The organism is Synechococcus sp. R55.7 (genome assembly GCF_047461955.1).
Taxonomy (GTDB): domain Bacteria; phylum Cyanobacteriota; class Cyanobacteriia; order Thermostichales; family Thermostichaceae; genus Thermostichus.
The window spans coordinates 1-1925 of record NZ_JANSIC010000315.1 but is presented as its reverse complement, the minus strand read 5'-3'; the positions used below and the strand labels follow the sequence as shown (position 1 = coordinate 1925).

2 protein-coding genes and 1 pseudogene are annotated in these 1925 nt (G+C 57.6%); all 3 read right to left on the bottom strand.

Going from position 1 to position 1925, the window contains the following annotated elements; genetic code table 11:
• Positions 1-10: 10 nt before the first annotated feature.
• On the bottom strand, positions 11-892 hold the full coding sequence (locus NW820_RS12100; RefSeq protein ID WP_414407612.1) for a putative CRISPR-associated protein: 882 nt from the start codon (positions 890-892) through the stop codon (positions 11-13).
• Between the two features lie 24 nt (positions 893-916).
• Positions 917-1669: a hypothetical protein gene (locus tag NW820_RS12095; protein WP_414407611.1), complete on the bottom strand. Its 753-nt coding sequence runs from the start codon at positions 1667-1669 to the stop codon at positions 917-919.
• 10 nt (positions 1670-1679) lie between these two features.
• Positions 1680-1925, bottom strand: a pseudogene (locus tag NW820_RS12090) (CRISPR-associated protein); the annotation flags it as partial.

Here is a 1925-nt window from a genome sequence, read left to right as displayed (position 1 = left end):
ATGGAAACACTCAAAGCAGACGGCCCAAGCGTTGCCGCAATTCGGTGGCAGCCAGCTCTAGGTGCTCGGGGGTGTAGCCGGTGGTTTCTACTCTGACAGCGAGGTGGGTGTCCTGGCTCTCGTGGAGGTGGATCCACAGAATGTGGCGGCCATCTTCGGTTTTGCGGTTTGAGGCTTTGACGCTGTTTTTGGGGGCAGCGTAGGCGTGTGGATCGTATCGAACCAGATCCACCCAGGGAATGTCTCGCAGGAGTCTTTCCACTTTGGCCCAACTGCGGGGTCGGTGATGGCTGGCATCGCTTCGGATTTGGATGATCTGGGAGCGATCTCGGCCTGAATCGGGGAGATCTGCCCGTGGGATCCGGGGCTGAACTTGCGGCTGTAGGTAGGGCAAGTAGACCAGGGATTTGTATTGCTCATGGATGTAGCAAACCGGGACCCCCAATTGGCTGCCCACCACGGCCATGATCATGGCTTGGGCTTTGAACCCACCGGTGGCGGCAAAGGTGACGATCCCCTTGGCGCTCTCTGCCAACTGTTTCAACAGCTCGGCCATCCGCTCCAGAGAGGATCCCTCTAGCTCGTAGTTGATGCCGGGAAGGGGAACCAAAGAGACCTGCTGCTGACCCAGCTCTTGCTCAAAAAAGAGCTTCAAAATCTGGGCACACTCCAATCCGTCGGGGGTTTCTGAGTGCAGCAAAATCAAGGCATCATTCGAGGTGGGATCCAGCCGCAAGTAGGTGTTGGTTTCGGCGCTGATCAATTCCAGGTCTGCTTCTTTCATCCAGGCCAGAGCACGCTGGGGATCCCCGATGGTTTTTTGTCCCACCCAGGGGCGCTGCGGCTGCAGGTCTTTGTCAAGGTTGGTGAGCAAGGAGGTGCCCACAGTCATGATGATGGTCTGCATGATAGGCGGTTAACTCAAATTTTTCGAGGGCTCTGTTCCGCTTTGCGCCCAGAGCAGCTTGGCCTTGCGGATTCTGCCATCTTCCTTTAGACCCAGAACTTCCACCTGCACCTCTTGCCCCACCGAGAGGGATCCCGCCCGTTTGGGCTCCTTCTGGGTGAGCTTGGTGTCTGTGTCCAGAATCTGGAAGGTGACTTCGTTGCCCTTGATGTTGGTGATGGTGGCCTTCAGCTTTTGCCCGGTCTGGAAGCAGGCTTTGCGGGCCTGATGCTGGGCCTGGTCTTGTTGGTGTTGATGGTTTTGTTGTTGTCTGTCGTCCTGGGATTTGTTTCCCGCCCCTTGGGGAACGGAGTCCTTGCAACCGGAGTTGTCGTTGGGTTGGGATCCCTGAGGTGGTGAAATCTCGCCAATGGGGATCCCTCCATCCTTGTAGTAGCAAGCCAGCCGGGCTGCCCAGCCCAGGATCTGCAGCATCTCCGCCGGCCTGTCTTGCAGAGGTTGCAAGTACCTTTTGCAGGTTTCGTCAATAAGCTGATAGTATCTTCTGGTTTGTTGGGTACGGCATAGGCCAGTTTCCCGCACCAGCTCGCCGGTGAATCGGAAAAAGCGGGATCCCGCGTCAGGGTGATGGGCAACCGAGCGCAGATAGGCGATGCACTTGCTCAACTCGTTGACATCCACCCTTTCTTTGGCCAAGGTCATGGCGATGCCGTGGGCGAGATCCCAAGATTGGGGGCTGAGATCGACAGTGTCTGACAGCATGGGGGAACCCTCAGTACACTCCGGTGGGCGGCTCGCGCAGAGCAGTGGGACTCAGGATGGCGGCCAATCGCTTGAGTTGTTCGGGCAAGATGTAGCCCTGGGCAGCTTGAATTTGCTCTTGCACAAAGGCTTGGAGGCGTTTTCCTTCCAGGGTATCGGCTTCTGGGGGATCGTAGCGGCTGTAGCGATCTTTTAGGTTGCCGGGCCGCTCGATCTTGTCGAGGGTGACCTGCAGGGATCCCAGGCCCACGGGCTT

Bases quoted from the DNA above. Each gene is read 5' to 3' on its own strand.
- NW820_RS12095 (WP_414407611.1), bottom strand. From the start codon at position 1,669: ATGCTGTCAGACACTGTCGATCTCAGCCCCCAATCTTGGGATCTCGCC.
- NW820_RS12100 (WP_414407612.1), bottom strand. From the start codon at position 892: ATGACTGTGGGCACCTCCTTGCTCACCAACCTTGACAAAGACCTGCAG.